This window comes from Brucella pituitosa (genome assembly GCF_003049685.1).
GTDB lineage: Bacteria > Pseudomonadota > Alphaproteobacteria > Rhizobiales > Rhizobiaceae > Brucella > Brucella pituitosa.
Genome location: NZ_PYSY02000002.1, coordinates 460468 through 487313, shown reverse-complemented (window position 1 = coordinate 487313; position 26846 = coordinate 460468). Strand labels below are relative to the sequence as shown.

Sequence of the window (26846 nt, the reverse complement as noted above, 5' to 3'; positions counted from 1 at the left end):
CTCTAATTTTAAAGTGTTAGAGCGACCTTTGCGCGCCCAATAGGGCGCCCGGCGCTCTAGTTGTGAGATTCGCGTTTTTTGGGAATGAAGTAGCCATTGCCCCGATCACGGTAATGCCTATCAGACCTGTGATGGCGGTCGCCTCTCCAATCACGGGATGGGCGATCGCGATGCCAGCGAGGTGACGGCGGCGGTGCATCACGACGTACACGCACGCAACGTCCGCGACGGTCAGTTACACGACCCGGTCCACACCGATAATCGACTTTATGCGTCAAACCGCTCTGATTGATAGGCTCCGGCATCGAAACAGGCGCTGCATTCGCGCCAAATGAAAACATGGCCATCGCAGCGGCCAGCGAAATCACAGAAAGCTTCATGTCTTTCTCCATTCATGAGACTTGGCGATATTGGGCAGGATAGTCGAAGAACAGGATACGGTGTCATCACGTTGTGTTTTTAACACGCAGATATGATTGATGTGATTGAACGCAGAACCTCGCCAGCATTTATGAAGAACGAGAAAATGAATCGGAAGTACAGCGATCAGTGATCTGAACGTCAAAAAGCCATATCGCATCTGCGGTCAGCATATTTCTCTCCTGCATAGATAGAGATATAACTGCGACGGGTGCAATCCGGTTCCATGATTGATGAAACAAGCTACGATTCTATAAAATAAACTCTGTTCGAGATTGCTTTCTAGGCAAAGAAGCAAAATGAAACACCGATTCGCAATCGTCATTCAATGACAACAAATAAAGACAGTTCTCAATGGCACGTTGAAAAATGAAACTGGAAATATTTCGAGTCGATGGAGAAACGTAATGTCTCCAAATACTTACATGAAGTAAGTGGCTCCCCGGGCCGGATTCGAACCAGCGACCAACCGGTTAACAGCCGGTTGCTCTACCACTGAGCTACCGGGGAAGAGGTGCTCGTTGCGTCAGCGAGGTGGCGTATAGCAGGAGGATTTCTGATTTGCAAAGCCCTAATTTCAATTTTTTCCAACTTTTTGCATTCTGATCGCGAAACCCTATATTCTCTGGTACGTTTCAAGATGCGGAACGCCACATTCCAACCTGTGAGAAATGTCGAGTGACTGAAGAATACGAACCAAAACCACGAAAACGCGCGATTGTGATTCTTGGAAAACGAATCCCCATGCCGCAATCCGTCATGATGCGAAGAACACTTGGTGGTTCACTCGTCGTCGGTGGAGCATTGGGGTTCTTACCGGTCCTTGGCTTCTGGATGTTGCCACTCGGTTTAATCGTCTTATCTCACGACTCTCATCGCGTCCGTCGCTTGCGACGCAGAAGCGAAATTCACATCTGGCGCAAATGGCTAAAACGTGGCTCGACAACAACGGCGAATTAGTCTTCATCTACGATTGCTATCTAATATGCGGGCTATTTAAGGCCTGCGGTGTCGCAGGTGTGAACTGCGGCGTCTGATTTCCCCAGGTGTAAGACGTCTGTATTTTCGTAGAGCGGTTGTAAGATGGCTCTGGCTTGAAAAACTTAATCGTGCCGCGATAGTACTGATTGGCATATCTGTTTCTCTCAGCCACCGCTCAGCTTCATCCAGCCGCAAGCTCATCAGATATTGGTGGGGCGTCTGTCCGAAGCTTTCTCGAAAACGTGTTGCAAAGTGCCCAGCCGATATCCCCAGAGCCAAAGCCATATCGGGCACAGACACCGGTTCACGGAATTTATCTTTCAAATAAGCCTCTATTTGACGAGCTGCATAGCTGCTGAGACCGGCTGGCATCACCATCGATGACCGAATTGTCAGAGCATTCCGTTGCAACAAATGGGCTAGGACGGAATGAAGAGAAGCAAGATAGTCTTGCTTTTCTTCATCGTGCTCCATCAACTGCTCAACGACAAGCTGACTCACCTGCAGACACTGCTTGCTGGAAAAACTTACAATACTGCCGGCTGTGGCGCTTCGATCAGCCGCGCTGTTTCTTTCATTCTCGACCGAATTGCTGGCTGTCGGGATCGTTACCTGCAGATATTCTACAGGTTCCGTCCAGCAGGTCTCCATGGTTCGTTTTGCGGGAATAACGAAAGCCGTTCCAGCGGTGTAACTCGAAACCAATTCTTCGTCACCCTCTGATTTCCACCTTAGATTGCGTACCGGTTCTAACAAGATCATCGCAAAAGCCTGATCCGACGCATAAACGTGGTGACCAACTTTAGTCACGCCATAGGTGAAGCGGCTTTTTGTGGAATTTATCATTTTGGTGTACTGCCCCGGTCTCGGGCAAGTCGCTGGATCAGACATAAAATCATGATTTTCCTTAATATTAACGGTTTTTGAATGCATCTTTGTTCCCGTCTCAAAAAAACAGATATGAGAATAATTCCGAACGCATGCACGTCTGCCTAAGCCGAACTAATTGGTATCTCTGATATAAAAAATGCCCGAAATACCCCAAAAGGGCTATATCTACGATACGAGAAGTTACACAACAAAAATCAAAAATACAATTTATAGGTGTAATTTCTTTTTATCAGGCTGTTCGATCCGTAAGATGTACTCTTCCTTTTTGCAAATGATTTGCAAAAGCGCTTGTGAGTAGCTATTTTCTGTTTTATGCAATTGCAAATGATTGGCATCAAGGAGATGAGAATGATTCGACTTTTCATGCGGGCTCTGACGGCTGGCCTTACCGGGAGTGTGTTGCTTTGCGCAGTGTCTGGCGCGGCTTTGGCTGCTGAAAAGTTCAAAGCTGTGACCACATTCACGGTGATTGCGGACATTGCACGCAATGTTGCGGGTGACGCAGCAACGGTTGAATCAATTACGAAGCCAGGCGCTGAAATTCATGAATATCAGCCAACACCCGGTGATCTTATTAAGGCACAGGATGCGAAACTGGTTTTGTGGAATGGCCTTGGGCTAGAATTGTGGTTCGAAAAATTCTTCTCGCGACTGAAAGATGTGCCAAGCGCGGTTGCGTCTGACGGCGTTGTACCGATGGATATCAGCGAAGGCCCATATAGCGGCAAACCCAATCCTCATGCTTGGATGTCCCCTACCTCGGCTCTCATCTATGTCGACAATATCCGTGATGCCTTTGTAAAATATGATCCGGAGAATGCGGACATCTACAAGGCGAATGCAGAAAATTATAAAGCGCAAATCAAGGCTGCGATTGATCCGATCCATGCTGAGCTTGATTCAATTCCGGCAGACAAGCGCTGGCTGGTGACGAGCGAAGGTGCGTTTTCTTATCTCGCACGAGATTTCAACCTGAAAGAACTGTATCTCTGGCCAATCAATGCTGATCAGCAAGGCACGCCGCAGCAGGTTCGCAAAGTGATTGATGCCGTGCGGGAGAATGGCATTACTGCGGTGTTCTCGGAAAGTACGGTCTCTGCCGCTCCTGCAGAGCAAGTCGCGCGCGAAACTGGCGCGAAATATGGTGGTGTTCTTTATGTCGATTCTCTTTCAGAAACCGATGGACCCGTGCCAACCTATCTTGATCTGCTGAAAGTCACTTCGAGTACCATTGCAAAAGGCCTCAAACAATGAACGTCTCGATCAGTCATCATGCTGACAATCTAGCTGCGCTTGAACAAAGCGCGGCCAACGGGTTGAACGTCAAAGATGCGACTGTAACCTATCGCAACGGGCATACTGCCTTGCGCAATGCGACTTTCAATATCCCGACTGGAACAATTACAGCCCTTGTTGGTGTGAATGGCTCGGGCAAGTCGACGCTGTTCAAGGCTATTATGGGCTTTGTGCGCCTTGCCAAAGGTGAAATCACAATCCTTGGTCTGTCGGTCAAAGAAGCGCTAAAGAAAAATCTTGTCGCCTATGTTCCACAAAGCGAAGAAGTTGACTGGAACTTTCCTGTTCTGGTCGAGGACGTCGTCATGATGGGACGTTACGGCCATATGGGTATGATGCGGATTCCCCGCCGTGCTGATCACGAAGCGGTCGAAAATGCCCTGGGCCGTGTCAATATGCTCGAATATCGCAAGCGTCAGATCGGTGAACTCTCCGGGGGGCAGAAGAAGCGCGTGTTTCTCGCACGTGCACTTGCGCAGGATGGCCGCGTAATCCTGCTTGATGAGCCGTTCACCGGTGTGGATGTGAAGACGGAAGAAGCAATCGTTACCCTTCTACGCGGACTTCGTGATGAAGGTCGTGTGATGTTGGTCTCGACACACAATCTTGGTAGTGTGCCGGAATTCTGTGATCGTACGGTTCTGGTCAAGAATACTGTGCTCGCCTACGGCCCCACAGAAGAGATTTTTACGCAAGCCAATCTGGAAAAGACGTTTGGTGGCGTTCTGCGTCATCTGGTTTTGGATGAGGCAACCAAACAAAATCGCTCGGCTGTCGGTGTAATCACCGATGATGAGCGGCCTTTTGTTCTATACGAGCAAAACACAAAGGGACACGATTGATGGCCCTTCTGCTTGAACCGTTCCAATATGGTTATATGATCAATGCGATGTGGGTTTCTGCCCTTGTCGGTGGTGTCTGTGCGTTTCTATCTGCCTATCTGATGCTTAAAGGCTGGTCGCTGATTGGTGACGCCCTCTCCCACTCCATCGTTCCGGGCGTTGCGGGTGCCTATATGCTGGGCCTGCCCTTTTCCATAGGAGCATTCTTCTCCGGTGGGCTGGCAGCTGCGGCCATGCTGTTTCTCAATCAGCGTACCAAGCTCAAAGAAGATGCGATCATCGGGCTGATTTTCACGGCCTTCTTTGGGCTTGGCCTTTTCATGATTTCACTACGGCCAACCTCGATCAGCATTCAGACAATCGTGCTCGGCAATATCCTCGCGATCACACCGGGCGATATCCTGCAACTGGCGATCATCGGCTTTGTCTCGCTTGCATTGCTGCTGTTGAAATGGAAAGACCTGATGGTGGTCTTTTTTGACGAAAGCCATGCACGTTCGATCGGCCTAAAACCAACCGCACTGAAAATCATGTTCTTCACGCTGCTTTCGGCCTCGACGGTTGCTGCAATGCAGACGGTGGGCGCGTTTCTGGTAATCTGTATGGTTGTGACCCCCGGCGCCACGGCTTATCTTCTGACGGACCGTTTCTCGCGGCTTTTATGGATTGCCGTCATTATTGGCGCGCTGACGAGCTTTATCGGTGCCTATGTCAGCTATTTCATGGACGGCGCCACCGGCGGCATCATTGTCGTGTTGCAGACACTGGTCTTCCTGACTGTGTTCTTTCTCGCACCCAAACATGGAATGCTGGCAGCGAGAAGACGTGCGGCGAGCGCATTGCGGGAGGTGCAGCCATGAGTTTTCCTGACATGCTTTTGATGCCATTTCAGTTCGATTTCATGGTCTATGCGCTGATCGCTTCGGTGCTGATTGCCATACCAACCGCCCTGCTCTCCTGCTTTCTGGTGCTTAAAGGCTGGTCACTGATGGGCGACGCTATCAGTCATGCAGTTCTGCCGGGCGTCGTCATTGCCTATATGGTGGGGCTGCCCTTTGGCATCGGTGCTTTCATTGCAGGCATGATCTGCGCTCTTGCGACCGGATTTCTCAAGGAAAACAGCCGTATCAAGCAAGATACGGTGATGGGTATTGTTTTCTCCGGAATGTTCGGGCTGGGGCTTGTGCTTTACGTATCGGTACGCGCAAATGTGCACCTCGATCACATTCTGTTCGGTGATATTCTGGGCATCAACACAGGCGATCTCATCGAAACCGCAATCATCGCCGCGGTGACCGCCGGTGTACTTATTGTGAAATGGCGAGATTTTCTGCTTCATGCATTCGATCCGGCACAAGCACGTGCGGTCGGATTGCCCGTCAGGCTTCTGCATTATGGGCTTCTGTGCCTCATTTCGCTGACGATTGTCGGTGTTCTGAAAGCAGTCGGCATTATTCTCGCCATCTCACTGCTCATAGCGCCCGGTGCAATCGCCTTTCTGCTCACCCGCAGGTTCAGCAGCATGATGATTGTCGCAGTTATTGTTGCAGTCTTTTCATCATTCATGGGAGTTTATCTGTCTTTCTTTATCGACAGCGCCCCTGCTCCGACAATCGTACTGTTGATGACTGTAATTTTCATTGTAGCGTTCCTGTTCTCATCATGGCGCACAGCGCGAACAGAAGCACAGCATGAGGCCGAGACTGTTTGATTATTTATTTGTAAGCCGCTCCCTTATCTGAGGGCTGCTTGCGTGCAGCGTGGACAGCTTTGCAAAGCTGTCCACGTTTTAGCACAGCTGCGCAGCTCCAGTCATACGACTGTTATAAAACCTCGTTAGATAACGACATCAACAGGCAGCTGATAAAAGCTGCTCACGATTTTCCAGCGCAATTCAATTTGTTGCTTGTCGAGGTAAAATAAAAATGCTTCAATCCAGATTGCACGGCTGTGCAGAAAAAATAAAACCGGCCGTCGATCCTGGGGAGGATACGCATATGCCTGCGTTTTTGGAGGTAGCGGATGCACGCGTCCGTTATGGCAATAATGAGATTCTTAAAGGTGTAGACCTTTCGGTCAAGAAAGGTGAATTCGTAGCGCTGCTTGGCTCATCGGGCTGTGGAAAAACAACTTTGCTGCGTGCGATTGCGGGCTTCAATACGCCTAGCGATGGAGCGATCCGCGTCGGTGGTAAGGATGTCACTCGCCTTCCGCCAGACAAGCGCGGCATGGCTTTGGTTTTTCAGTCCTATGCGCTCTGGCCGCATATGACAGTTGCCCAGAACATTGGTTATGGATTGCGCATTCGCGGAACTGCAAAAGATACAATCCGACAAAAAGTTCAGGAAGTTGCGCGCCTTCTGGGGCTTGACGCCCTTCTTGATCGTAAGCCAGCTGCACTATCCGGTGGCCAGCGCCAGCGTGTTGCACTTGGACGCGCACTGGCTATTGAACCCGATATCCTGTTGCTCGATGAACCGCTTTCCAATCTTGATGCACGTATTCGCCTGTCGGTTCGTCATGAGATCAGCGCCCTACAGCGTCGCCTTGGCATTACCGCGGTTCATGTGACCCATGATCGCGAAGAAGCCATGGTCATGGCAGATCGCATCGTGATCCTGAACAACGGTGAAGTGGCACAAGCCGGTGCTCCCGAAGAAGTCTACAATCACCCGGCTTCTGATTTTGTAGCGGCATTCATGGGGGCTGAAAACCTTATTGAGCTGCCTGTTACGGTCAAGGCTGACCGTATCGAGATTGCCGCCGGACCAGATAACAAGGCGAGCACAATTCCGGCGGGTCGCCGTAACTTATCTGACGGTATTGCTAAAGCGCGCTTTCGCAGCGAAGCGGCAAAGCTCGCGGCACCCGGTTCGTCCAATTCAGCCACAACGCCGGAACTTATCCTGTCCGGAACCGTCGACCAGACCAGCTATCCGGGCGGCCTTTGGCGACACATGATTAGCGTAGGCGGCAGGCATCTTCTGGTCGATGCCCCGGAAAGTCGCGAACCCGGCTCACAGGTAGAAATTCGCATTCCCGAACAGGCTCTATTTCTGTTCGACAAGTGATTTGATCGATCAATTCGGCAGGAATCTTGAAGATGCACAGGTGTGCATTGCGATGAAACTGCGCCGAAAATCGATCTTAGCAGTACCAACTGCTCACCACAGGATTGCGGGCCCTAAACTGCCCGCAGCCGCACAAAATTCCCGATCACACCTCACCGGATATCCAATATCCAACCGTCGAAATCTTCCGCTAAGCGGATCAAAGAAGCAGGAACTATTCGATGAAGACGATCCTGAAAACAGCTCTCGTCCTTGGTCTGACCGCATCACCCGCCGCAGCCAATGAACTGACCGTTCTGACCGCAGGCGACCAGAACATGGTCGATTATGTGAACGAATATCTCGGCCCATTGTTCGAGAAGGAAAATCCGGGCACGACGGTTCGCGTTGTCGGCACGGGACCGGGCGATGCTGGTTCGCAAAAAATTCTCGAGCGCTTTGAAGCACAATCCAAGGCTGGCGTTGAAAAGTGGGACGCCGATATTGCCGTTGTCCATGAAAAATTTGCCGGCCCAATGGTCCAAAAGAAGTTTCTCGAAAACTATCGCAGCAAGATCGACAGCGGCAAGCTCGTAACGCGCGGCAACGCCAAGATGGCGCTTGGTACGGATGTTGATGGCTATGTCATGCCAATGTTCAACAGTCAGACAGCGCTCGCCTATAATCCTGCACTCGTTGCCAATCCGCCGAAGAGCTATGACGAGCTGGTTACATGGGCCAAGGAAAACCCGAAGCAGTTCGGCTATAACGGCATCAAGGGCGGCGCATCAGGCGTGAGCTTCGTGATGGGCTGGATTTATGCCTATGGCGGCGATGCCGACAAACTTATGAAAGGCCCGTTTGAAGAAGGCGAAGCCAAGAACTGGGATAAGGCCTTTTCCTCACTCAAGGACTTCACCACCAATGCAACGCTGACGCCAGGCAATGCCGGTACGCTCGACATGCTGAGCCGTGGTGAAATTGCTATGGGTCCGGTCTGGGTCGATATGTTCTATTCGTGGAAGGCCAATGGTCAGCTTCCGCCAGAAATGAAGCTTGTGCTGCCTTCGCCGGGTATGCCGGGTCAGCCGATGCATTACGTCATTCCTGAAAAGAGCGCCAACAAGGAACTGGCTGAAAAATTCGTGGCACTGGCAACCAGCCCGAAAGTTCAGGCCGAAGGCATCGTGAAGCGCTTCAACTGGTATCCCGGCATTGATGCCGATCACGTCAAGGCGGAGCTTGATGCCGATACTTGGAACAAGCTCTTCACGGACATTTCACCGGAAGATCTGGCCAATTACGGCAAGCCTTTCCCGATCGCACCATACAACACCGCGATCCTGGAAGCTTACGAACGTCAGGTCGGCAACTGATAAAGGCATAGACCGGGTGCGTTAGAGCATTTCCAGCAAAAGTGCGAAGCGGTTTTGCGTGAGGATAATGCGATAAAACAAATGTTTAGAGCGTTTCTCCTGATTCAATCAAAGTAGGAAACGCTCTAGCACGCATCCGGTCGATAATTCAAAAATTCGGGGAATATCCATGTCGCAGAGAATGACGGGTTTTCTGCTGGTTGCTCCAGCATTGGCCATCGTGCTGTTTCTGTTCATCGTGCCACTGTTTGGCTCGATAACCGGTGCATTTCATGTTGGCGAAGACTGGGGTTTCGGCAATTTCACAAAGGCATTTGAGCTTTATTCAAGCGATATGCTGTTTACGGTTGTGATCGTCACCCTCTCCTCTGCGCTGATCGCGCTTTTTTCCATCGCTATTGGCGGATATTTGACGCTCGGCTCCAATCAGCGTGCCGTTACGGTTTTGCGCTGGCTCTATCGCTGGCCACTATTCATTCCTTTCATTGTCGTTGGCCAGATCTTGCGCACGTTTCTTGCCAAGAATGGTCTGATGAACAGCCTGCTGATCGAAAGCGGCGTTCTGACACCACTCCAAGCTATGAGCTTTCTCGACTGGCGCGGCATCATGATCGCGTTCGTCTGGAAACAGACGCCCTTCGTCACATTGCTACTGGCTGGTGCTATGGCATCGATTGATCGCAGCACGATTGAATCGGCGCGCAATCTCGGTGCAGGACGCCTGCGCATTCTAATCGAAATCGTGCTTCCGCAAGTGCGCCCAACGCTGCTGGTAGGCCTGATCCTCAGTTTCGTCACCATGATGTCTGTGCTTTCCGTACCGCTCATGATCAACGCCCAATCTCCAACCATGATCACTGCTAATATGGCATTCCGCATTAACGCCTATGGCGACTACGGCGTTGCCAATGCGCTCGGCACCATCTCGCTCCTGATGACCAGTCTGGTTGCATGGATTTATCTCAGACAAACCATGAAGGAGCGCGGCTGATGAGCAATGTGTTTGACTGGCGCTGGATACCGCGCGGCATCGTGCTTAGTTTACTGGCCTTCGCAATCTTCGGGCCGCTCGCCAATCTGCTTCTTTGGGCAGTTGCAGAACGCTGGTATTTTCCGCATACCCTGCCCATTCAGTATGGCTTTTCCTTCTGGGCGAACGTGTTTTCAGCGCGTGGCAATGCGCTTTCCTCGCTCGGAACAAGTGTGGTCATCGCAAGCCTGACGGTGGTTGTCTCGCTCGGTCTTGCTATTCCGGCAGGCTATGCGCTGGCACGATTGAAGCTTCCGTTTCGCGGGCTCGTTCTGCTTATCTTGTTGATTCCGCAGGCATTCCCAAACCTGCCAATCTACGTCAATATCGCGCAGATGTTCTATTCTCTGCGATTGAATGGCACGATTACAGGCGTAGTTCTGGTGCATGTGACACATGGGCTGGTCTATGCGGTGTGGATTGCGACTGCTGCTTTCTCCGCAATTGATCGCGAGTTGGAAGAAGCAGCCCGCTCGATGGGGGCGTCTGCCATGAAAACATTCTTCCACATCACATTGCCGATTGCAGCACCTGGCCTGCTTGCCAGCGCCATCTTCGTGTTCCTTGAATCACTTGATGAATTCACCGGGACATATTTTGTGGGTGCACCCGACATTACAACCTTACCGCTCATGCTTTATACAGCGAGTTCTGGCGGCAATTACCAGATCGCATCGATCAGCGCGCTGATCCTGCTAGTGCCTTCAATTGCCTTCATGTTCGTGGTTGAACGTTTCCTGAGAGCCGATGTGCTTTCCAAAGTGGGTCGATAACAATGGCAGATAATGATCGCCTTCAGGATGAGCTCTCAGAACATCTGCCGCGTTTTATCAGCGCTCATGAAGTCGCGGTCGAAGCTGGCGTATCTCGTTCTGCCGTGTCCAGAACTTTTACGCCCGGTGCCAGTGTGTCGCCTTCCACGCGCGAAAAGGTGCTGAAAGCAGCCGAAAAACTGGGCTATCAGGTCAATGATCTTGCGCGTGGTCTGTTAGCCAAGCGCAGCCGTATTGTTGGTATGATTGCGGCTGATCCGGCGAGCCCCTTCCGCTCGCGTCAGATTGCAGCACTTTCACGCAGGCTAACGGCGCGTGGCAGCGTTCCGGTATTGATCCCAACGGGCCAGCATGGCGAAAATCTATCCGCCGCGCATCAGACGCTTCTCCGCTATCGAGCGGAAGCGACTGTTGTTCTGTCCGGTATGCCTTCGTCATCTTTTGTCGAACTGGCTCAGCGCAACGGGCATACGTTGATTGTTGTGGGGCGCAATGAAGATGGTCCGGACCATATCCGGATCAATAACCGGCAAGCGGCAGAAACGGCGGTAGACGTATTCGTAGCGCGCGGCATGAAACGATTGGGACTTGTGACATCGAATGTTCGCAGCCCTAATCTGCTGGAACGCGAGGAAGCCTATATCGCTCGTGCAAAAAGCGTTGGTCTGGATGTCAGCGTTCAGCGGGGAGAATTGACGGATTATGATGGTGGCTTTGCTGCGGCATCACTCCTGCTCAGTGAGCGAGACCGCGTCGAAGCCGTGTTTTGCGTCAACGACCTGATGGCGTTCGGGCTGATTGATTGCGCGCGCGACGTTTTCAATCTCTCTATACCAGACGATCTTTCAGTGATTGGTTTCGACAATGTCACTGAAGCGCGTTGGGGTGCCTATAGGCTCACAACGTTTGACCAGAATGCCGAGCGCCTGTCAGCGGAGATTATCCGTCTGCTTGATGAGCGGCAGAGTGCGCCTAATGCACCGCCACAAATGGTGATGATTGACACACCGCTCATTCTGCGCGGCAGCGTGCGCCCCCTTAAAACTGATAATACCGCTAACGGAAGCAGAACCTGAATGTCGGATCATTCCATTTGGCTGAGCCCTGCGCATGATGATCTTATTTTTCTCGAAGAGATTGTCCGGGATTTAAGTGAACGCTTCCATTCGCCAGCGTTCGAGCCGCATGCAACGCTCGTGCCTGACATGAACTGTTCAGCAGAAGCGCTTCTGCCACAGGTGATGAGTCTTGCGATTGGACGCCAACCGCTGGAACTGGCAATCGAAGATGTGACAGGAAGCGAGGCGTATTTCCGTTCGTTTTATGCAGCGCTGGAAAAAGCTCCAGCCTTGATGCGTCTTAAACAAGATTCTCTTGAAGTATCCAGTGAAGCAAGCTTGCAAAGCTTTATGCCACATGTCTCGCTGGCCTATGGTGTTGGCGATTCAACGCTCAAACACTCTGAAATGCAGCGCCTCGCCAAAGAGCTTTCAGGGCGAAAGCTGCGGTTCGACCGTCTGGTGATCGTGAGCTCATCAAGTGATACGCCGATCGACGAGTGGCATGTAAAACACGAGATTTATCTTAGAGCATAGTCCGACCGGCGTGAAACCAGGACCGATAAGATTATGCTTAAAATAGAATAGGTTAGAACGTCGATATGAAGGCTAGGCCAGCCACAAAACACGCGGCTGGCCTTTTTTAATTAAAGTGGACGCGGATAGGTGCGGTAGACATTTTCAATGTCTGCCAGAACTTCATCTGAAAGCTTTACTTCGCTCGCCGCGATATCGATCTTCAGTTGTTCTACTGATGTCGCTCCGATAATGACCGAGGTCATAAAGGGGCGCGTCAGCGAGAAGGCGATTGCCATCTGCGCGATATCGAGATTGTGCTTCTTTGCAACTTCAATGTAAGCGCGAATGGCAGGCTCTGAATGGGAATTGTCGCGCCAAAGGCCACCATCAGTAACGGAAGCGCGCGAGCCTTCAGGAATCTTTCCGCCAAGATATTTACCGGTCAGAACGCCAGCAGCAAGCGTTGAGTAAGCGAGCAACCCAACGTCTTCGAACAACGAAACTTCTGCCAGATCGAAATCAAACTGACGCTGTAGCAAGCCATATTCATTCTGGATTGACGCCATACGCGGCAGCTTGTGCTCGTCAGCGATTTTCAGCCATTGCATCGTGCCCCAGGCCGTTTCGTTGGAAAGGCCAACATGACGGATTTTGCCCGCACGAACTGCATCTTCAAGGCCGAGAAGAACGTCGTGAATCTGTGCGGTTTCGGCCTTCGGGTCAACTTTGGATGGATCAAAACTCCAACCCTGACCGAAATGGTAATGCGGACGTGATGGCCAGTGAATCTGGTAAAGATCGATATAATCTGTCTGAAGACGTTTCAGGCTGTCATTCACCGCATCAGCAACACTTGCACGACTTGGCTTTGCACCTCCGCGGATCCATTCCTGACGACCACCACCTGCGATTTTGCTGGCAAGGATGACGCGGTCGCGTTTGCCGGACTTTTTGAACCAGTTGCCAATATAGGTTTCGGTCTTACCGTAGCTTTCCGGGCTCATCGGAATTGCATAACCTTCGGCAGTATCGATGAAGTTGACACCAGCATCGACGGCATAATCGAGCTGTTCGTGGGCGTCGTTTTCAGTATTCTGCACGCCCCATGTCATGGTGCCAAGGCAGATTTCAGTTACATTGAGGCCTGTACGGCCCAAAGTTTTCATTTTCACGAGATTTTTCCGGATCAGTTTGGCCGCAGAACGCGGATTGGACGGAGACCGAATTGATAACCCCGCGATACCGCTGCTGACAAGGCCGCTCGCTAATATTTGAAGTCGCTTATTGGAAACGTTTTGCTGAATAAGGTGCAGGATCGGTAAATGTCTCCTCGCCTGTCATCATTTCAGCAAGCAAGCGGCCGCTGGCCGGTCCAAGCGTCAGACCATGATGGGCATGACCGAAATCAAACCAGAGTCCCTTATGGCGTGGTGCTGGCCCGATCACTGGACGCATATCTGGTAGACAAGGACGCAAACCGAGCCAGGGTTTTGCTTCCACAGCATTACCCAGCTGCGGCAGAAGGCGGCGGGCAACCTTTTCTGCTCGTTTAAGCTGAATGAAGTTGGCAGGTGCATCGGGCGAAGCGAACTCAATGCCTGTCGAAAGGCGCACACCCTGCACCATCGGTGCAAGTACATAACCGGCCTCCTCATCGACCAGTGTATGGCCGAGCCGCGCACCATCCTGCATTTCAAAATGCATGTGATGTCCACGCTTGATACCGAGCGGAATTGCATAGCCGAATTTCTGGAAAATCAGGCCGGACTGAGGACCAAGAGCCACCACAACATCGCGTGCAGAGATCGGACCTTGTTCGGTGGTCACCTGCCAGCCATTTCCGGCTTCAACGAGTGAGGCCGCATCACCATGCACGAAAGTTCCACCGTTTTGCCGGAAAAGATCAGCATAGGCTTGCACAAGACCACCGGGATTGACGATCGTTTTGGGATCAAGCCAATGAATGCCACCGGCAACCGCACCAAGGGTCGTTTCCCTTTGCCTTAGCGTATTGGAATCAAGCACATCATAGGCGAGATTATAGGGCTGTAATTGCGGAAGGCGCTGCACGGCCGCATTGAATGCCGGTTCATTGCGGAACACCTCGATCCAGCCCTGCGAACGAACAAGCCTTTCACAACCAGCTTGGGCAATCAGCACATCATGTTCGCGAACACTCGCTTCAATAAGCGGCAGCATTGCATTTGTTGCAATTTTTAGCCGTTCTGGTGAGGATTCACGCCAGTACTGGAATAGCCAGCGCGCAATGCGCGACACATAGAATGGATCATAACGCACGTCGGAACGACGATTAAGGCCATAGCGCAGCAGTGTGCCAAAGCCTTGAGGAAATGAATACGGAATAACGCTGGAGCGTTCGATAAGACCAGCATTACCAAAGCTTGTGCCTTGCCCCGGTTCACCTCGATCAACCAGAACAACCGAACGACCGCGCGCTTGCAGATGCAGCGCTGCGGAAACTCCGACGATACCTGCCCCCAGAACGATGACATCTTGTTGCTGCATGGTATTCCCGCCAATCCCATCACACGAAAGAGCGCGCTGACGATGTGCCAGCGCGCCCTTGCATACATCAAAGAGTGAAACTTTTTACAAGTAACTTATCTTCGATCAATAAATATCGAAGTCAAAATATTTCTTCACCACAGTTGCGTAGGTGCCGTCCTCACGGATTTTCTTGATTGCGGCGTTGAACTGTTCACGCAGATCGTTGTCGTCCTTACGCACAGCAATAGCTGTGTCTGTCTGCGTACCCGGTACATCGCCAATCAGTTTGCAGCACGCACCGCCATCGCCCTTAATCCAATCGGAAATCGGGAACTTGTCCGAAATGACGGCGTCAAGGCGCCCACTTTTGAGATCGGCATTGGCTTCGTCTGCAGTCGGATAAAGTTTCACATCGGCACCGGCTTTGCCGTAGACGTCTTCGGCATAGGTTGCCTGCGTGGTCGATCCCTGCGCGCCGATTGATTTACCCTTGAAGGCTTCTGCATCAAGCGCAGTGATTGGACTGTCTTTCGGAACGGCAACCGACAGCGGTGTCGAATAATATTTGTCGGTGAAAGATACCTGTTTCTGGCGCTCTTCCGTTACACTCATCGATGCAATAACGGCATCAAATTTGTTGGTCTGAAGGCCCGGAATCATACCGTCCCAATCATTGGCGACGATCGTGCACTTGGCTTCCATTGCCTTGCAAAGCGCATTCGCAATATCAACGTCCAGCCCCTGCAAAGAACCATCAGCCGCGACGAAATTGAACGGAGGATAAGCGCCTTCCGTTGCAATCTTGATTTCCTTCCATTCTTTCGCCTGTGCTGGAAGTGCGGCGATAATGGAAGCGACGCCTGCGAACAGGATTGATTTTAGCATAATATTCCCCTTGACCGTTGTTATGGTTCTGTTTTGCGTGTTGCCAGCCCGCAATATTATGGATCGAATGAAGCACCGGACGCCGCTTGTTTCAAGTTAAAGATTGAGCGGCGTCCGATAATTTTATCAGTAGATGTCGAAGTCGAAATACTTCTTGCGAATTGTTTCGTAAGTGCCGTTGTCACGGATCTTTTTGATCGCTGCGTTGAACTGTTCACGCAGATCATCGTCACCCTGACGCAGAGCAACGGAAATCTTGGTTTCAGAACCCGGAATATCGCCCAGGAACTTGCAGCAATCAGCGCCCTGCTTCTTCAGCCAGTCGGCGGCCAAAAACTTGTCAGCTGCGATAGCGTCAATACGACCGTTTTCCAGATCGGCATTTGCTTCGTCAGCCGTTGGATAGAGCTTCACATCTGCGCCAGCCTTGCCATAGACGTCATCGGCATAGTTGCCCTGTGTGGTGCCAGCCTGTGCGCCTACGGTCTTGCCGTCGAATGCAGAAGGCTCAAGCGAGGTAATGTCGGTGTCTTTAGGAACCACGACTGCCAGTGGCGTCGTGTAATAGCGATCCGAAAAAGCAACCTGCTTTTCACGCTCTGGAGTGATTGCCATCGAAGCAATAACGGCATCAAACTTGTTGGCCTGCAGGCCCGGGATCATGCCATCCCAGTCATTGGAAACGATCTCGCACTTGGCTTCCATGGCTTCGCAAAGCGCATTGGCAATATCAATGTCGAAGCCTTCAAGCTTGCCGCTTGGCGACATGAAGTTGAAGGGCGGATAAGCGCCTTCACTGGCAATACGGATTTCTTTCCATTCCTTTGCCTGCACAGGCAAGGCAAGAACGACGGAGGCCAGTCCGGCCAGCAAAATTGTTTTAAACATCGCTTCCCTATTCCACTTGTTTGTTACGGGCTTTTTATGAAGTCCTCAGTTCGGATTGCCCGTAAAGCCGAACAAATTCAATCGCAACTTTGGTGTCATTGACTGAACGCAAAATGACCCGCTGCGTGTTTAACGCAACGGGTCTGATATGGCCTCAACGGTGCTTTCAGGCAACGAGACGCGTCGAATGATCGTCTTGTGCATAGGCTTTGCCGAAGCGGTTTGCGAGGAATGCATCAAGCGTAATGTCTTCCTGACGAACGAAGCCCTTCTGTGCAATTTCGCCCTTGGCCAGCATGTCGAGCACGGCGCAGATGGCTGAAGCGGTCGTAATCTGGATGCCCGAGCGAACGATCTTGCCAACCTGATTGGCATAAACCTTGTTCGCGTAGGTTTCCTGAACCAGACGGCCGTTCTTTGTGCCGGAAACGGTTACGAAAATCACGATAACGTCCTGCAGCGTGCTTGGCAGAGCATTTTCGAAAATGTCCTTGAGCACTTCACGGCGATGACGAAGACCGAGATCGTTGAGCAGCGCCTTCATGAGCGCAACGTGGCCCGGATAACGGATCGTGCGGTAGTTGAGCGTGCGAACCTTGCCTTCAAGCGTATCGCAAAGCGTGCCGAGGCCGCCCGACGTGTTGAAAGCTTCGTAGGTCACGCCGTCGAGCGAGAACTCTTCACGCTCTTCAAGTGCTGGCACCTTGGTCAGCTGGCCGTTTACGATGGCTTCGCATGGCTCGATATATTCGTTGATTAGGCCGTCGGTGCTCCAGGTCAGGTTGTAATTAAGAGCATTGGACGGGAATTCTGGCAGAGCGCCAACGCGCATGCGCACGTTTTCAAGCGTGTCGAAGCGCTTTGCGAGATCGTAAGCAACGATCGAGATGAAGCCCGGAGCCAGACCACACTGTGGAATGAACGCGGTATTTGCGTCCTGCGCCAGTTCCATGACGCGCTTGGTGCTGGCAACGTCTTCGGTGAGGTCGAGGTAATGAACGCCGGTCTTCGCAGCTGCTTCTGCAATGAGCGTGGTCAGCTGGAATGGTGCAGCGCTCAGAACTGCAAACTTACCGGTAAGAACTGCTTCAAGAGCCTTGGCGTCTGCGATGTCGAGAGCCTGAGTCTTGACCTCTGCACCAGTGTCTAACGCATCGAGCTGTGTCTGCGAACGGTCAACAACCGTTACAGCATAATCACCAGTCGAAGCCAGAAGATCGGCAATGGTCGCGCCGATTTTGCCCGCGCCTACAACAACGATCTCTTTCATGTGTTTTCCCCTTAATCAAGGCATGTTGGGTAATGCAATTTCAATTCCCAAAGAATCGCACAAATTTCGGCGAAAAGAAGTATTTAAACTGACGATTTCACGTTGTTTGTTTGTGCAATATGACGTATGCAATATGCATTATGACGACAAATGCTGATCTTGCCCTTATCGCCCTGTTGCGTGAAAACGCCCGTGCCTCCACAGCCGACCTTGCAAGAAGGCTCGGCGTGTCACGCACGACTGTACAAAGCAGGCTGGAAAAGCTGGAAAAGCGGGGTGTAATCGAAGGCTATACCGTTCGAATCGCTCCGGAATTTGAGCGTGATCTGGTGCGTGCGCATGTGCTGGTGACAGCACTACCGAAATTTGCACCAAAGGTTGAAACCGCACTGCGCAGCATCATGGCGGTTCGCACGCTGCACTCAGTCAGCGGCCATTTCGATATGATTGTTGTGGTCGAAGCGCCGTCGATACAGGAACTGGATGTTGTTCTGGATAAGATTGGTGCGCTCGAAGGTGTTGAGCGCACCATGTCCTCGATCATTCTTTCTACGCGAATTGATCGCTGATTTTATTAGAGCATTTCCTGTTTTTCTTGAATCATTGGAAATGCTCTATCTCTTTGTTTTTTCGCATTATCCGACGCAAAACCGCTTCGCACTTTTGCTGGAAATGCTCTAGTTTCCAACAAACTCGAATTTATCGACATCGACTAGTCCGCGATCTGTGATCTTCAGATGTGGGATAACTGGCAACGCAACAAAAGCCAGCTGAAGGAATGGCTCTTCAAGAATTGAGCCAAGCTCTTCGGCTGCATGGCGAAGCTCGCGAAGCTGCTCTCGGACTGTTTCATAAGGTTCAATGCTCATCAGTCCGGCAATCGGCAAAGGCATTTCTGCGAGCACTTTGCCATCGCGCACAACGACAAAGCCACCTTCAATTTCACCCAAGCGGTTGGCGGCAGCAGCGATATCTTCATCCGAGACACCGACAACGCAGATATTGTGGCTGTCGTGACTGACAGTTGAAGCAATTGCGCCCGCTTTCAAACCAAATCCATGGACGAAACCTGTGGCGATATTGCCATTTTTTCCATGCCGCTCGACGACTGCGATTTTGACAACGTCGCGCTCAAGATCGGGTTCAACGCCGTGTGGTCCCACCTTCAGGTCAAATTCGAGACTTTCGGTGATGATTTTGCCCGGAATGATGCCGATTGCACGCGTCTTGCCGCTATTGGATTGCGACCTGAAGTTTGACGCACTGACTGTCGGTGCTTTCACACTGTTGCGTCCGACTTCTGCAATCGGGTTGCGACGCGAAAACAGTTCTTCGGAAACCACCCTGCCCGCCGAAAGCACGATTTCGGCATGACAACCTTCGAGGCTGTCAACGATCACGAGATCAGCGCGTTTTCCCGGCGCGACCAGTCCGCGATCAAACATGCCAAATGCACGCGCTGCTGAAACACTGGCTGCGCGATAGATAGCAAGGGGCTCAACACCTCCGGCAATGGCCGTGCGGATGAGATAATCAAGATGTCCCTGATCGGCGATATCGAGAGGATTTCTATCGTCGGTACAGAGCGCGAGAAACTGCGAATGGCGCTCGGTAATAATCGGCATCAATGCATGAAGGTCTTTCGACACTGAGCCCTCACGCACGAGCACATGCATCCCCTTGCGCATCTTCTCAAGTGCTTCCTCAGCACTTGTCGCCTCGTGTTCGGTGCGAATACCGGCAGCAATATAACCATTCAGATCAAGCCCACGCAGAAGTGGCGCGTGACCATCGATATGGCGTCCCTGAAATGCTTTGAGCTTCGCCATGCATTCGGGATCTTTGGAGAGAACGCCTGGAAAATTCATGAATTCGGCCAGTCCAATGACCTTGGGATGATCGGCAAAAGGCAGCAGATCGTTGATCAGAAGTTCTGCACCCGAGGTTTCCATATGTGTTGCCGGTACGCAGCTCGAGAGCTGAACGCGAATATCCATGATGGTTTCAAGCGAACTATCGAGAAAATATTGCAGGCCTTCCGCACCCAGCACATTAGCAATTTCATGTGGATCACAGACGACAGTGGTTACACCTTGCGGCAATACACAACGGTCGAACTCATGCGGCGTGATATGTGAGGACTCGATATGCAAATGCGTATCTATAAAACCCGGTACGACGATGCGTCCCGAAATATCTATTTCCTGTTTGCCCTGATAGCTCCCAAAGGTGCCCACGATGCGGTCACCGCTGATCGCAATGTCGCTTTCAACCAGTTCACCGGTTACAAGATCAAAGAAGCGGCCACCTTTCAGCACGATATCGGCAGGTTCGCGACCAGCACCCTGATCGATCATCTGTTCAAGCATTGGCTCACTCCCTTCAAAATCATTTTCGGAATCAATTTCCCGAAAATAACATACAGCGGTTCCAGTTAAGACTGAGTCGTTGGAACTGCTGTAACTATCCGTTTTTTCGCATTGTCCAATGCAAAACGGTTTTCGGACAAAGCTGCGCGTTAAAACAAATATTTAGAGCGCTTTCAACGCTGATATTCAATCATGCGGCTGCGGTTAAGTACCAGTTCGAGACGATCTTCATCGAGCATATGGATACAGATGCGCTTGCTCCATGGCCCATCGCGCAATGTGAACAGCGCTCGGCCATGTCCGAGATCCTCCAATGGCATGACCTGTCGCGTTGGACCAATTCCCATGATGATATGGCCATTGTCGATAGTGAAGGAGGCTCCATAAAGTGGTGCAGTCCACTGGCCATCAAACTCTTTACCTGCGGGGCGAGCGGCTACAGATTTCAATTCGCGCTCTACATGACCGATTTCGCCTTGCAGCGCATCGCCAGTCCAGCGCAACGTCATTGGCGATGACGGAGATAGAGAAGAGAACCAGCCATCGCCTATATCGTAGAGACGATCTTCAGCACCAAGATAATTAGCGACACCTTCCTGCATCTCAATCCAGAACGGCCCTGTTTCAGTTACATATATTCCGTCCGGAATGGTGCAGCTGGTATCAGGCAGATCCAATTCATTGAGTGCGGCCATGCAGTCGCGCGCAATTTTGTAAGCATCAGCGTCTTCGCGATTGCTCACAACTATGATTCCGGTTTTCTCCGCAGGGTCGAGCAGAAAATAGCTTTTATAACCCGGATGCGATCCACCATGACCAATGAAGCGTGCGCCGCTAATTTCATTCCAACGCAAACCAAGGCCGTAGCCGGTTGGTCGTCCGTCATTGAGGAAACGTTCAGCTGAAAGTCGCGAAAGCAGACCGTTAAACGGCCCCTTGTCTTCAAGGAGAGCCTGCGCCCATTTTGTGAGCACCATTCCACTGCCTGCCAGACTGCCTGACGCGGAAAGTTGAAGGCCAGCCGTGCTTTCCTGCCATTTGTCTCCAGACTTCCAATAGCCCGGTGCAAGTCCTTTGACGGGGTCGGCCCAAATGTCCGGGACTTCAATCGATGTGTCGAGCAGGTCGCTGATTTCTGATTTAACAAAATCCTTAAAAAACAGCCCTTTACGTTCAAATGCTGCCTCAACGAGCCTATACCCCGTATTGGAATAGGAAATTTCGCTACCGGCATTGAAGTTCAGCCGGTTCATTGTTGAAAGAAACTCTAAAAGGCTTTCCGCATTGGTATTTGTATAGACGGACAATCCCAGCAGAGTCAGGCATTCGCGCACATCCGGCAAGCCCGACGTCATATCAAGCGCACGACCGATAGAAACGTCAGCCAAGGGGCTCTGCAACTCTGGCAGATGATCGCCAAGCCTATCGTTGAGGTCGATCACATCTGCATGACGCAATGCCATGGTGCAGAAGATATGCTTGGTTATAGATGCGTAGCGGACAACGGTGTTGGCTGTGAAAGGAACCCTAGTCGCGAGACTTTCCAGGCCACCTGCATAAGCAAACTTAACGCCTTGCGGATCGAACCCGATAATAACGCCACCAGGTTCATTCTTGCCCCAGATTCTGGAATAAAACTTTGCAGACAATGAGGCTGCATTCCAGTCAGTGCGATTGGGCATAAAAACTCCGTCATGCGGTTTTCGGAACAGCAACCTGCTCCATATATGCAATTACTCTGCGGCATCGGCCTCCAAAATCGGAATCGATTTTTTCGGCCGATGCGTAGATTCAATAGTTTAGAGCGTCCTTTGTGCGTCCGAAATGACGCACGGCGCACTAATGTATGATTGTAAGGATTGACTATATGTCGAGCACACTCAACGGCAACCCTCAAAGGTTAGCAACCACATAATTGAGATTCTTGTGGTCACGCAAGCCCCTGAGTTTACTGAATTTTATACCGCACTCTTAATGGGAGCAAAAAGGTCATCCAATTCTAAGGAGCACGGAACAAATGCGGAGATAGTTTGTAAGGCGGCTACAGGGTCGAGAGCTGTTGTTGTTAAGATAAAGAGATGGATTAGAAAACTATCCACATCTTCTCCCCAATATTATAGATTCTTTTTCGCTTTTTTTCCTTTTAACCATTAACATTTTCGGTTTTATTCTATTATAGCCATCTGGAAGTTGATCCAGTGAAATTGCAGTCATATAAGTGTAATAACAATAATGCAGGTTCCGGCACCCCGAGCGGAGGATTCCACTCTTGATGTTAACGCAACCTCATTTCCGAGGAGGAAATATGCTTACCCGTCTGATCACGACTTCGGCGCTGACTGGCGCCCTCGCCCTCACCATTGGTTCGCAGGCTTTCGCACAGACGGAGCTCAGTTGGTGGCACGGCATGACCGGTGCCAACAACGAAATGGTCAATGAGCTCTCCAAAGAGTTCAATGAAAGCCAGAGCGAATACAAGATCGTTCCGGTCTATAAGGGCAGCTACCCTGAAACGTTGAATGCGGGCATCGCCGCATTCCGTTCGAAACAGCCGCCAGCAATCATTCAGGTTTTCGATGCCGGGAGCGGTGTCATGATGGCCGCTGAAGGTGCGATGGTTCCTGCTGCTGAAGTGCTCGAAAACGGTGGCTTCAAGTTCGACAAGTCGCAGTACCTGCCAGGCATTGTTGCTTATTACTCGAAACCAGACGGCACTATGCTGTCCTTCCCGTACAATTCGTCTTCGCCAATCCTTTATTATAACAAGGACGCTTTCAAGAAGGCTGGTCTCGACGAAAACAACCCGCCAAAGACCTGGCCAGAAGTTTTTGAAGCAGCCAAGAAGATCAAGTCGAGCGGCGCATCTGCCTGTGGCTTCACTTCGACCTGGCTCACCTGGATTCAGACCGAAAATTTTGCTGCCTGGAACAACGTTTCCTACGGCACCAATGAAAACGGCCTCGGCGGCACCAATGTCGAACTCAAGATCAACGAACCTCTTTTCGTTGAGCACTTCCAGGCTATTGCTGACCTCGCCAAGGATGGTACCTTCCGTTACGGCGGCCGTACATCTGAAGCAAAGCAGCTTTTCACTTCCGGCGAATGCGCGATGCTGACGGAATCTTCGGGCGGCCTTGGCGATGTCGTCAAGTCGGGCATGAATTACGGCATTGGCCAGCTTCCTTACTATGAAGGTCATGGTCCACAGAACACCATCCCGGGTGGCGCCAGCCTTTGGGTCTTTGCTGGCCTCAGCGATGACCAGTACAAAGGCATTGCGCAGTTCTTCAACTTCCTTTCGCAGACCAAGATTCAGCAGAAGCTGCATGAAAAGTCCGGCTATCTGCCTGTGACGATGGCTGCTTATGAAGCAACGAAGAACTCGGATTTCTATGAAAAGAATCCGGGCCGTGAAACACCAATCCTTCAGATGATGGGCAAGGCTCCAACGGAAAACTCCAAGGGTGTTCGCCTCGTCAATCTGCCGCAGGTTCGCGACATCCTCAATGAGGAATTCGAGGCCATGCTCGGTGGTAAGCAGGATGCAAAGACTGCGCTTGATAACGCCGTAAAACGCGCAAACGCAGCGATTGCAGCAGCACAATAATCTGATGAACTAGAGCGTGCCGCCTGCCCACACAAGGGGTTGGCGGCATTGCTATCCGCAAGGAAACTTCCCGTGCAGAAAGTCACGTTTCCAAACAAGATCTTACCCTACTTCCTGCTGGCCCCGCAGATCATATTGACTGTGATCTTCTTCTTCTGGCCAGCAAGTCAGGCAATTTACCAGTCCTTCATGCGCGAAGACGCATTTGGATTGAAATCTACATTCGTTGGGCTCGCCAATTTTACGAACGTGCTGGCCGACCCCAATTACCTGCATTCTGTTCAGGTTACGATTGTCTTCAATCTTTTGACCGCTTTTGTAGCCATGGGCGCAGCATTATTGCTTGCAACGGCCGCCGACCGTGTCATTCGCGGCAAGACATTTTATCGTACGTTGCTGATCTGGCCTTACGCCGTGGCACCGGCTGTCGCTGGTATGCTGTGGCTGTTCATGTTCAATCCCGCCATGGGGACACTTGCATATTTGCTGCGCAGCAGCGGCTTTGCCTGGGATCCACTGCTCAACGGCAATCAGGCGATGGCCATGATTGTGGGTGCAGCGGCATGGAAACAGATTTCCTATAACTTCCTGTTCTTTGTCGCGGGCCTTCAGGCAATCCCGAAATCACTTATCGAAGCGGCAGCCATTGACGGTGCGCGCGGCGCGCGGCGTTTCTGGTCGATTGTATTCCCGCTATTGGCACCAACAACGTTCTTCCTGCTGGTGGTCAACACGGTTTATGCCTTCTTCGATACATTCGGCATCATCCATGCCGTCACTGGCGGTGGTCCTGCCAAAGCCACCGAAACCCTGGTCTACAAGGTTTATAACGACGGCTTCGTCAATCTTAACCTCGGCTCCTCCTCGGCGCAGTCGGTTATTCTGATGATTATCGTAATCGCCCTGACCGCATTCCAGTTCCGCTTCATTGAGAAGCGCGTGCATTATTCGTGAGTGAGGCGACCATGATTGAAAAACGCCCAGTCTCAAATCTGTTAGGCCATCTGATCCTGATCATCGGGATCATCGTTGTTGCCTTTCCGATTTATTATACCTTCGTCGCTTCGACACTGACCTCTGGCGATATCATTCGTCCGCCAATCCAGCTTGTGCCCGGTGGGCACATGATGGAAAACTATGGCGACGCCATTTTCGGTGGCGTCGAGCGTGTGGTCGGCGTCAGCCTCGAACGGCTTCTGTGGAATTCGTTTGTAGTGGCAATGCTGATTGCGGTCGGTAAGATCATCATTTCCTTCATGTCGGCGTTTGCGATTGTGTTCTTTCGCTTTCCGTTCCGCATGTTCTTCTTCTGGATGATCTTCGTCACGCTTATGCTGCCCGTCGAAGTGCGTATCCTGCCGACCTATAAGGTCATCGTCGATCTCGGTATGATCGATACCTATGCAGGCCTGACACTGCCACTTATGGCATCGGCAACGGCGACGTTCCTCTTCCGTCAGTTCTTCCTCACCATTCCCGGTGAACTGGTCGAAGCTGCACGCATTGATAATGCAGGACCGTTCCGCTTCATGCGTGACATTCTGCTGCCGCTGTCGAAGACGAATATCGCTGCCCTCTTCGTCATTCTCTTCATTTATGGCTGGACCCAGTATTTGTGGCCGCTGCTCGTCACCAATGACGCGAAAATGAACACCATCATCATCGGCCTGCGCCGCATGGTGGATTTCGCCGATGCTTCCACACCGTGGAACTACGTCATGGTAACGGCCATTCTGGCTATCATACCGCCTATCCTCGTGGTGGTATTGATGCAGCGCTGGTTCGTCAAAGGTCTCGTTGAAACGGAAAAATAATGAGCAAGATCATTCTTGATAATGTCCGCAAGAGCTATGGCGGCGGTATTGAAGTCATCAAAGGCGTTTCGCTGGAGATCAAGGACGGTGAGTTTGTCGTCCTCGTTGGCCCTTCTGGCTGCGGTAAGTCAACACTTCTGCGCATGATCGCTGGCCTTGAGGGCATCAGTTCCGGCACGATCGCCATTGGCGATCGCGTCGTTAACGATGTGGAACCTGCTGAGCGGGACATCGCAATGGTGTTTCAGAACTATGCGCTCTACCCGCATATGTCTGTGCGCGATAATCTCGCATACGGTCTGAAAAACCGCAAAACACCGAAGGACGAAATCGAACGTCGTATCGCGAAGGCTGCGAAGGCGCTTGAAATCGAGCAGTTCCTTGATCGCAAGCCACGCCAGCTTTCAGGCGGTCAGCGCCAGCGTGTTGCCATGGGGCGCGCTATCGTGCGTGAACCGGCTGCATTCCTTTTTGATGAGCCACTGTCTAACCTCGACGCCAAGCTCCGGGTGCAGATGCGCGTCGAAATCAAGCGCCTGCAGCGTTCGCTTGGCACCACAAGCGTTTACGTGACCCACGACCAGATGGAAGCCATGACCATGGCAGACCGTCTTGTCGTTCTCAACGCTGGCAATATCGAACAGGTTGGCACGCCGATCGAACTTTATGAAAAGCCAGCCTCGACCTTCGTTGCAACATTCATTGGTTCACCATCCATGAACCTGCTTGAAAGCGATGAGAAGAACGTCTGGCAGCCGGGTAAGGCTGTTACCCTGCCTTCGGACAAGTATAGCTTTGGCGTGCGTCCGGAAGACATTCGCATCATAGAAAATGGTCAACCGGAAGCTGATGGCTTCAATGCCGAGGTGCGCATTGATGCAATCGAATTGGTCGGTGCGGAGAGCTATATTCACAGCTCACTCACCGATGGCAAGCCGCTGATCTTCCGTGTTCAGGGGCGTTCGGAACACTCCGTCGATGAAGTTGTCAAGATCGGTGCGTCTGCTAAGGACATTCATATTTTCGGTGCCGACGGACGTCGCGTAAGCAACTAAATTCAGTGTCGGGCGTTCAGGATTCTGAGCGCCCGATACATAAGAATTCGATTTAGAGCATAATTCCTTAAACTTGGATCAGTTTAAGGTAAAATTATGCCCTAATTTTAAAGTGTTAGAGCGACCTTTGCGCGCCCAACAGGGCGCTCGGCGCTTTAATTATCCGTTTTCGTTTTCTTTTTTATGCGCTACACAAAGTAGAATATTTTTCTCT

The 26846-nt window shown here is 51.4% G+C and carries 25 protein-coding genes and 1 tRNA gene; 16 read left to right on the top strand and 10 right to left on the bottom strand.

Annotation, left to right across the window (positions count from 1 at the left end):
* Positions 1-56: 56 nt before the first annotated feature.
* Positions 57-380 (bottom strand): hypothetical protein, encoded by a 324-nt coding sequence (locus tag C9380_RS14565; RefSeq protein ID WP_024896248.1) that lies wholly within the window; start codon positions 378-380, stop codon positions 57-59.
* Positions 381-855: 475 nt separating this feature from the next.
* Positions 856-930: transfer RNA gene (locus tag C9380_RS14560), tRNA-Asn, on the bottom strand.
* A 168-nt stretch (positions 931-1098) separates the two neighbouring features.
* Between C9380_RS14560 and C9380_RS14555 the strand changes: the two genes are divergently transcribed.
* Positions 1099-1380: a hypothetical protein gene (locus C9380_RS14555; RefSeq protein WP_084486668.1), complete on the top strand. Its 282-nt coding sequence runs from the start codon at positions 1099-1101 to the stop codon at positions 1378-1380.
* Positions 1381-1416: 36 nt separating this feature from the next.
* On the opposite strand, the gene C9380_RS14550 is transcribed toward C9380_RS14555, so the two are convergent.
* Entirely contained in the window at positions 1417-2334 is a 918-nt protein-coding gene (locus tag C9380_RS14550) for a helix-turn-helix transcriptional regulator (protein WP_247877596.1), read from the bottom strand.
* 321 nt (positions 2335-2655) lie between these two features.
* Between C9380_RS14550 and C9380_RS14545 the strand changes: the two genes are divergently transcribed.
* The 10 genes from C9380_RS14545 (at position 2656) to C9380_RS14500 (ending at position 12254) form a co-directional block, all read left to right on the top strand.
* A complete protein-coding gene (locus C9380_RS14545) occupies positions 2656-3546 on the top strand; it encodes a metal ABC transporter substrate-binding protein (protein ID WP_051514715.1) in 891 nt (296 codons plus the stop codon).
* Positions 3543-4430 carry a manganese/iron ABC transporter ATP-binding protein gene (locus C9380_RS14540; protein ID WP_128093857.1) on the top strand — a complete coding sequence of 296 codons (888 nt, stop codon included), beginning with the start codon at positions 3543-3545 and terminating at the stop codon, positions 4428-4430. Before C9380_RS14545 ends, C9380_RS14540 begins: the two co-directional genes overlap by 4 nt.
* Positions 4430-5290, top strand: coding sequence for a metal ABC transporter permease (locus C9380_RS14535; protein WP_036566736.1), 861 nt, complete (start codon positions 4430-4432; stop codon positions 5288-5290). The genes C9380_RS14540 and C9380_RS14535 overlap by 1 nt, the downstream gene beginning before the upstream one ends.
* Positions 5287-6141: a metal ABC transporter permease gene (locus C9380_RS14530; RefSeq protein WP_024896253.1), complete on the top strand. Its 855-nt coding sequence runs from the start codon at positions 5287-5289 to the stop codon at positions 6139-6141. Before C9380_RS14535 ends, C9380_RS14530 begins: the two co-directional genes overlap by 4 nt.
* A gap of 286 nt (positions 6142-6427) precedes the next feature.
* A complete protein-coding gene (locus tag C9380_RS14525) occupies positions 6428-7501 on the top strand; it encodes an ABC transporter ATP-binding protein (RefSeq protein ID WP_128093856.1) in 1074 nt (357 codons plus the stop codon).
* Between the two features lie 221 nt (positions 7502-7722).
* Entirely contained in the window at positions 7723-8856 is a 1134-nt protein-coding gene (locus C9380_RS14520; RefSeq protein ID WP_024896255.1) for an ABC transporter substrate-binding protein, read from the top strand.
* Positions 8857-9025: 169 nt separating this feature from the next.
* Positions 9026-9847 (top strand): ABC transporter permease, encoded by an 822-nt coding sequence (locus C9380_RS14515; protein ID WP_128093855.1) that lies wholly within the window; start codon positions 9026-9028, stop codon positions 9845-9847.
* A complete protein-coding gene (locus tag C9380_RS14510; protein WP_128093854.1) occupies positions 9847-10659 on the top strand; it encodes an ABC transporter permease in 813 nt (270 codons plus the stop codon). Before C9380_RS14515 ends, C9380_RS14510 begins: the two co-directional genes overlap by 1 nt.
* A gap of 2 nt (positions 10660-10661) precedes the next feature.
* Positions 10662-11735: a LacI family DNA-binding transcriptional regulator gene (locus C9380_RS14505; RefSeq protein ID WP_024896258.1), complete on the top strand. Its 1074-nt coding sequence runs from the start codon at positions 10662-10664 to the stop codon at positions 11733-11735.
* On the top strand, positions 11736-12254 hold the full coding sequence (locus C9380_RS14500; protein ID WP_111787128.1) for a 2'-5' RNA ligase family protein: 519 nt from the start codon (positions 11736-11738) through the stop codon (positions 12252-12254).
* Positions 12255-12364: 110 nt separating this feature from the next.
* On the opposite strand, the gene C9380_RS14495 is transcribed toward C9380_RS14500, so the two are convergent.
* From C9380_RS14495 to C9380_RS14475, 5 genes are all read right to left on the bottom strand, one after another.
* A complete protein-coding gene (locus C9380_RS14495; protein ID WP_128094437.1) occupies positions 12365-13402 on the bottom strand; it encodes an aldo/keto reductase in 1038 nt (345 codons plus the stop codon).
* A 115-nt stretch (positions 13403-13517) separates the two neighbouring features.
* On the bottom strand, positions 13518-14762 hold the full coding sequence (locus tag C9380_RS14490; RefSeq protein ID WP_128093853.1) for an NAD(P)/FAD-dependent oxidoreductase: 1245 nt from the start codon (positions 14760-14762) through the stop codon (positions 13518-13520).
* A gap of 105 nt (positions 14763-14867) precedes the next feature.
* Complete coding sequence (locus C9380_RS14485; protein ID WP_111787125.1) at positions 14868-15629, bottom strand: ABC transporter substrate-binding protein; 762 nt, start codon at positions 15627-15629, stop codon at positions 14868-14870.
* Between the two features lie 126 nt (positions 15630-15755).
* Positions 15756-16517 carry an ABC transporter substrate-binding protein gene (locus C9380_RS14480; RefSeq protein ID WP_024896263.1) on the bottom strand — a complete coding sequence of 254 codons (762 nt, stop codon included), beginning with the start codon at positions 16515-16517 and terminating at the stop codon, positions 15756-15758.
* Between the two features lie 166 nt (positions 16518-16683).
* Positions 16684-17787: a saccharopine dehydrogenase family protein gene (locus tag C9380_RS14475; RefSeq protein ID WP_024896264.1), complete on the bottom strand. Its 1104-nt coding sequence runs from the start codon at positions 17785-17787 to the stop codon at positions 16684-16686.
* A gap of 140 nt (positions 17788-17927) precedes the next feature.
* Between C9380_RS14475 and C9380_RS14470 the strand changes: the two genes are divergently transcribed.
* Positions 17928-18356: an Lrp/AsnC family transcriptional regulator gene (locus C9380_RS14470; RefSeq protein ID WP_024896265.1), complete on the top strand. Its 429-nt coding sequence runs from the start codon at positions 17928-17930 to the stop codon at positions 18354-18356.
* A 108-nt stretch (positions 18357-18464) separates the two neighbouring features.
* On the opposite strand, the gene ade is transcribed toward C9380_RS14470, so the two are convergent.
* Both ade and C9380_RS14460 read right to left on the bottom strand, forming a co-directional pair.
* Entirely contained in the window at positions 18465-20156 is a 1692-nt protein-coding gene (gene ade, locus C9380_RS14465) for an adenine deaminase (RefSeq protein WP_128093851.1), read from the bottom strand.
* A 173-nt stretch (positions 20157-20329) separates the two neighbouring features.
* The gene (locus C9380_RS14460) at positions 20330-21838 is read right to left on the bottom strand and encodes a serine hydrolase domain-containing protein (RefSeq protein WP_128093850.1); all 1509 of its coding nucleotides are present in this window, start codon (positions 21836-21838) and stop codon (positions 20330-20332) included.
* A 623-nt stretch (positions 21839-22461) separates the two neighbouring features.
* On the opposite strand from C9380_RS14460, the gene ugpB reads away from it, so the two are divergent.
* From ugpB to C9380_RS14440, 4 genes are all read left to right on the top strand, one after another.
* The gene (gene ugpB / locus C9380_RS14455; protein ID WP_024896268.1) at positions 22462-23763 is read left to right on the top strand and encodes a sn-glycerol-3-phosphate ABC transporter substrate-binding protein UgpB; all 1302 of its coding nucleotides are present in this window, start codon (positions 22462-22464) and stop codon (positions 23761-23763) included.
* A gap of 72 nt (positions 23764-23835) precedes the next feature.
* Positions 23836-24717 carry a sn-glycerol-3-phosphate ABC transporter permease UgpA gene (gene ugpA, locus C9380_RS14450; protein WP_024896269.1) on the top strand — a complete coding sequence of 294 codons (882 nt, stop codon included), beginning with the start codon at positions 23836-23838 and terminating at the stop codon, positions 24715-24717.
* Positions 24718-24728: 11 nt separating this feature from the next.
* On the top strand, positions 24729-25577 hold the full coding sequence (ugpE, locus tag C9380_RS14445) for a sn-glycerol-3-phosphate ABC transporter permease UgpE (RefSeq protein ID WP_094574358.1): 849 nt from the start codon (positions 24729-24731) through the stop codon (positions 25575-25577).
* On the top strand, positions 25577-26632 hold the full coding sequence (locus C9380_RS14440) for a sn-glycerol-3-phosphate import ATP-binding protein UgpC (RefSeq protein ID WP_024896271.1): 1056 nt from the start codon (positions 25577-25579) through the stop codon (positions 26630-26632). The genes ugpE and C9380_RS14440 overlap by 1 nt, the downstream gene beginning before the upstream one ends.
* Positions 26633-26846 lie beyond the last annotated feature (214 nt).